Here is a 4,783-nt window from a genome sequence, read left to right on the forward strand (position 1 = left end):
TGAAAGAATCCGGGTACATAATGACCGACAATCCCGGCAATGCAGATCTGATTGTCATCAACACCTGCAGTGTCCGGGAGAAGGCCGACCAGAAGGCGTACAGCCTGATTGGGCGGTTTCGGGAGCTTAAGAAGGAGAAACCCGAGCTTATCATCGGCGTAGCCGGGTGTCTGGCCCAGCAGCAGGGAGATCATTTTTTCAAAATGTTCCCCAGTCTGGACATGGTCGTGGGGACGAACCAGATTGACAGGCTGCCCGCAATAGTCTCCTCTGTGGAACGCTCCCGACTCCGCTTGGCCGACACGGCCTTTTCCAATTATGCGCGCTCCCTGGACATACCGGCGCAGCCCCAGGTCGACGAGGTCAGTTCCTTTGTCACGATCATGCAGGGGTGCAACAATTTCTGCGCATATTGCGTTGTCCCGTTTTTGCGGGGGAGGGAGCAAAGCCGGCCCCTTGCCGATATCGTCAAAGAGGTGGAAGAATTAGTGGGGCAGGGGATACTGGAGGTTACGCTTCTGGGCCAAAACGTGAACTCTTACGGCAAGACGCTGCCCGACAAACCGGATTTTGCCAAATTGCTTGAAGCTATTGGCGATATCCCGGGGATCAGGAGGATTCGTTTTACCACCTCTCATCCGAAGGATTTGTCGGAGGGATTGATCGCGGCGTTTGGCAAGGTTCCCGCCCTGTGCGAACATATCCATCTGCCCCTGCAGGCGGGGTCCAATCATATTCTCCGGCTGATGAAACGCGGATATACGGTGGAAGATTACAAGGAAAAAGTGGCAGCCTTGAGAAAGGCTGTGCCGAAAATAAGCATTACCTCCGATATTATTGTGGGATTTCCCGGAGAGGGGGAAGATGATTTTGAGCAGACCCTCCAGGTGATGCGGGATGTTCGTTTTGACAACCTTTTTTCCTTCCAGTATTCCAAGCGGGAGCATACGCCGGCAGTAGCGCTGGAGGGACATCTTGCAGAAAGGATAAAAAGGGAACGTTTGAAAACGTTGCAGAAACTTCAGGAAGGTCATACACTGGAAAAGAATCTTGCGCTCATCGGCAAAAGCGAAGAGATCCTTGTCGAGGGGCGCAGTCGAAAAACGGGCAGCGAGATGATGGGGCGCACGCGCACCAACCGGATCGTTAATTTTCCCGGCAATCCAGAGCTTCTCGGGAAAGAGGTCCGCGTCAGGATTGTTGATGCCTACCTGCATTCCCTGCGGGGAGAGATGGAGTAACATGGAACAGCATGTTTTTGTTGAGATGAAGGTGTCGGGACTGACTATCGATCCGATCACGAACACCCCGATTGTAATCTTGAAGGACCTTGAGGGGAAAAAGGCGGTTCCCATCTGGATCGGAATATTTGAAGCAAGCGCGATTGCGACGGAGATGGAAAAGATCAAATTCCCTCGTCCGATGACCCATGATTTGTTGAACGATATAATAAAGTTAATGAAAGGCGAGGTGGTGCGCGTGGAAATACCGGATCTGCGCAACAACACCTTTTTTGCCAACATCCATCTGCTCTTGGAAGGTAAAATCATCGTTGTGGATGCCCGGCCGAGCGACGCGATTGCCGTTGCCCTGCGGGCGGGGGCTGCGATTTTCATTGATGAAAAGGTCATCGAAAAATCACGGAATGTTGACTTCGGCGCCAAGCATTCCGATATCGGCAGCCTGGATAAGGAAAAACTCGAGGAATTTCTCGAAAACCTTGCGCCGGAAGATTTCGGAAAATACAAGATGTGACCAATTGTTTTTTCTTTCATCTTTGTATTCATTGAGGTATTAGGTGTCGTCTCTGAAAACGGCCATTGCCGACTTTGGCCGGCATATCAGCGTGGAGAGAAACCTGTCCGGCCACACGGTAGAGGCGTATCTGGCCGACCTTAAGCAATTTCAGGAATTCCTTGTGAAAAGGGATTCCGCCGGCGCGGAAGGCGACGATATCCCCGAGGATATTGTTCTGATTCGTTCCTTTCTCGTTTCACTTTACCGCAGTAAAATGAGGAAGATAACCGTTTCGCGCAAGATCGCTTCGTTACGTTCTTTTTATCGTTACCTGCTGCGCGAGGGGGCTGTGAAGCTTAATCCGGCTGAACTCCTGCAATTGCCCCGGTGTGAGAAGTACATACCGGCCGTTCTGTCGGTGGATGAAACGCTGGCGCTGCTCAGCGTGGATTTTTCGAAAAACGCCGCAGGAAGCAGAGACCGGGCCATCATGGAGCTCTTCTATTCCTCCGGCATCAGACTCGGAGAGCTTGTCGGCATGAACGTCGCTGACCTGAGATTCAGTGAATGCCTGGTTAAGGTGAGGGGAAAGGGTAAAAAGGAGCGGATCGTTCCAGTAGGTGCTCCGGCGTTGGCCGCGCTCAGGGATTACCTCCAGATGAGGTCGGAGTTTGTCAGGGCAGCCTCCGATAAAATGGACGGGGAACCGCTTTTTTTGAATGCCAGGGGAAAGCGGATTGGGCCCCGGGACGTGGCGCGGGTGGTGGAAAGGGTTGTTCTGCAAAGCGGCATCGGTCGCAAGATAAGCCCTCATTCCCTGCGGCATACATTTGCCACCCATCTGCTTGATGCCGGCGCGGACTTACGGTCGATCCAGGAGATGCTCGGGCACAGCAGCTTGTCGACGACGCAGAAATACACGTCGGTCAGTGTCAGCCGCCTGATGGAGATTTATGACAAGGCTCATCCCAGAGCCAAAGATATGGGCAAAGAAACAGAGGGATAAAAAAATGAATATTCGGGGAACAACAATCCTGGCCGTCAAACATCGGGGCAAGGTCACCGTGGCCGGCGACGGTCAGGTTACGCTTGATACGACGGTTATGAAACACGGGGCAAGAAAGGTGCGCAGGCTTTACCATGACCAGGTTATTGTCGGATTTGCCGGGGCAACGGCTGACGCCTTCACGCTGTTCGAGAGATTTGAACAGAAGCTCGAGCAGTACAAGGGAAATCTGGTCAGGGCTGCCGTCGAACTGACCAAGGACTGGCGGACCGATCGGGTGCTCAGGCATCTTGAGGCATTGATGATCGCGGTCAGTCGCGATTCCTTCCTGATTATTTCGGGAAACGGCGATGTTATTGAATCTGACGACAATGTTATGGCGATTGGCTCCGGAGGACCTTATGCACTGGCAGCGGCGCGGGCGATGGTGCGTTATTCGGAGCTGACGGCAACGGAAATTGCCCGGGAATCAGTCAGAATTGCCTCCGAGATCTGCATCTACACCAATGACCATATCACTACGGAAGAGATAGATTTAGAGGACGACAACGAAGATAAACCGATAAAAGGCAAGGAAAAAGACAAAAATGGCGCAAAATGATTTGACTCCCAGAAAAATTGTCGAAAGACTTGATCAGTATATTATAGGCCAGCATGAGGCGAAGCGGGCGGTGGCGATAGCGCTTAGAAACCGCTGGCGGCGGCAGAATGTCCCCGAAGAGATGAAAGATGAGATATCTCCGAAAAATATCATCATGATCGGCCCGACCGGCGTGGGAAAAACCGAAATAGCCAGACGGCTCGCGAAATTAGACAATTCCCCGTTCATCAAGGTGGAGGCTTCCAAATTCACGGAAGTGGGCTATGTCGGACGGGATGTGGAATCGATGATCCGCGATTTGCTGGAGCAGGCGATCGGCATGGTAAAGGAAGAGGAACAGCAGCGGGTTAGTTCCAAGGCCTCTGAAATTGCCGAAGAGCGCCTGCTCGACATCCTGCTGCCTAACAAGCCGGCCGACGACAGGGTTGTGGAAATGGCGCCCGCAGAAGGTCAACCTTCGGAGTCGGGGACACGGGTTCTTGAAGCTGAAACTACCAGAGAGAAGCTGCGCCGGTATCTGCGCGATGGCCAGATGGACGAACGTTTTGTTGAAATAGAGATAACGGAATCCCGCAGCGGCCCGATGGTGGAAATATTCTCGGCCTCCGGCATGGAGGATATGGGATTGAATATCAAGGACATGCTCGGCAATATCTTCCCGCAGAAGAAGAAAAAACAGCGGATGAAGGTGAAAGAAGCCCTGGAGAAGCTGGTGGAAGAGGAGGCGCAGCGACTCGTGGACATGGAGAAGGTCACCAAAACGGCGATTGAACGCGTGGAACAGACGGGGATTGTCTTTCTCGACGAGATCGACAAAATCGTCGGCGACGACGGAACGCACGGGCCGGATGTATCGAGGGAAGGCGTCCAGCGCGATCTGCTGCCGATCGTTGAGGGTTCGACGGTGAGTACCCGCTACGGGATTGTCCGCACCGATCATATCCTGTTTATTGCCGCGGGCGCCTTCAGCTCGACAAAACCATCCGACCTGATCCCGGAGCTGCAGGGGCGCTTCCCCATTCGCGTGGAACTCGATTCGCTCGGCAAGGAAGAATTCATTCGGATACTTACGGAGCCGCATAACGCCCTTGTCAAGCAATATATGGAACTTATGGCAACCGAGGGGGTAACCCTTGTCTTCAAGGAAGACGCAATCGCCGCGATCGCCGAAACCGCGACGCTGGTGAATGACCGCGCCGAAAATATCGGGGCGCGTCGTCTTCATACCATCATGGAGAGCCTGCTCGACAAGATATCCTTTGACGCCCCGGAGATGAATGCGCGGGAAGTGGTGATAGATGCCGATTACGTTGCCGAGCAGTTGGACGAAATTGTTGAAGATGAGGATCTGAGCCGTTATATTTTGTGATTTGAGAGATTGCTTATGGAAGATATGACTGAGTTTGTGGAGAGGGCCAATATCCTGGTGGAGGCGCTTC

5 protein-coding genes are annotated in these 4,783 nt (G+C 53.0%); all 5 read left to right on the forward strand.

Annotated elements, in window-relative coordinates; translation table 11 throughout:
* The coding region (gene miaB / locus K0B01_14530) for a tRNA (N6-isopentenyl adenosine(37)-C2)-methylthiotransferase MiaB (protein MBW6487358.1) at positions 1-1,241 on the forward strand (1,241 nt) is incomplete at its 5' end.
* A 1-nt stretch (position 1,242) separates the two neighbouring features.
* Positions 1,243-1,755 (forward strand): bifunctional nuclease family protein, encoded by a 513-nt coding sequence (locus tag K0B01_14535; GenBank protein ID MBW6487359.1) that lies wholly within the window; start codon positions 1,243-1,245, stop codon positions 1,753-1,755.
* Positions 1,756-1,798: 43 nt separating this feature from the next.
* Positions 1,799-2,743 carry a tyrosine recombinase XerC gene (locus tag K0B01_14540; protein ID MBW6487360.1) on the forward strand — a complete coding sequence of 315 codons (945 nt, stop codon included), beginning with the start codon at positions 1,799-1,801 and terminating at the stop codon, positions 2,741-2,743.
* A gap of 4 nt (positions 2,744-2,747) precedes the next feature.
* Positions 2,748-3,344: an ATP-dependent protease subunit HslV gene (gene hslV, locus K0B01_14545; protein MBW6487361.1), complete on the forward strand. Its 597-nt coding sequence runs from the start codon at positions 2,748-2,750 to the stop codon at positions 3,342-3,344.
* Positions 3,331-4,713, forward strand: a complete 1,383-nt coding sequence (hslU, locus tag K0B01_14550) for an ATP-dependent protease ATPase subunit HslU (protein ID MBW6487362.1) — start codon at positions 3,331-3,333, stop codon at positions 4,711-4,713. Before hslV ends, hslU begins: the two co-directional genes overlap by 14 nt.
* Positions 4,714-4,783: the final 70 nt, after the last annotated feature.

Source organism: Syntrophobacterales bacterium, from assembly GCA_019429105.1.
Classification (GTDB): domain Bacteria; phylum Desulfobacterota; class Syntrophia; order Syntrophales; family UBA5619; genus DYTH01.

What these genes read in the sequence shown, in the direction of transcription:
- K0B01_14535 (MBW6487359.1), top strand. Translation starts at nt 1,243, where the DNA reads ATGGAACAGCATGTTTTTGTTGAGATGAAGGTGTCGGGACTGACTATC.
- hslV (MBW6487361.1), top strand. Translation starts at nt 2,748, where the DNA reads ATGAATATTCGGGGAACAACAATCCTGGCCGTCAAACATCGGGGCAAG.
- hslU (MBW6487362.1), top strand. Translation starts at nt 3,331, where the DNA reads ATGGCGCAAAATGATTTGACTCCCAGAAAAATTGTCGAAAGACTTGAT.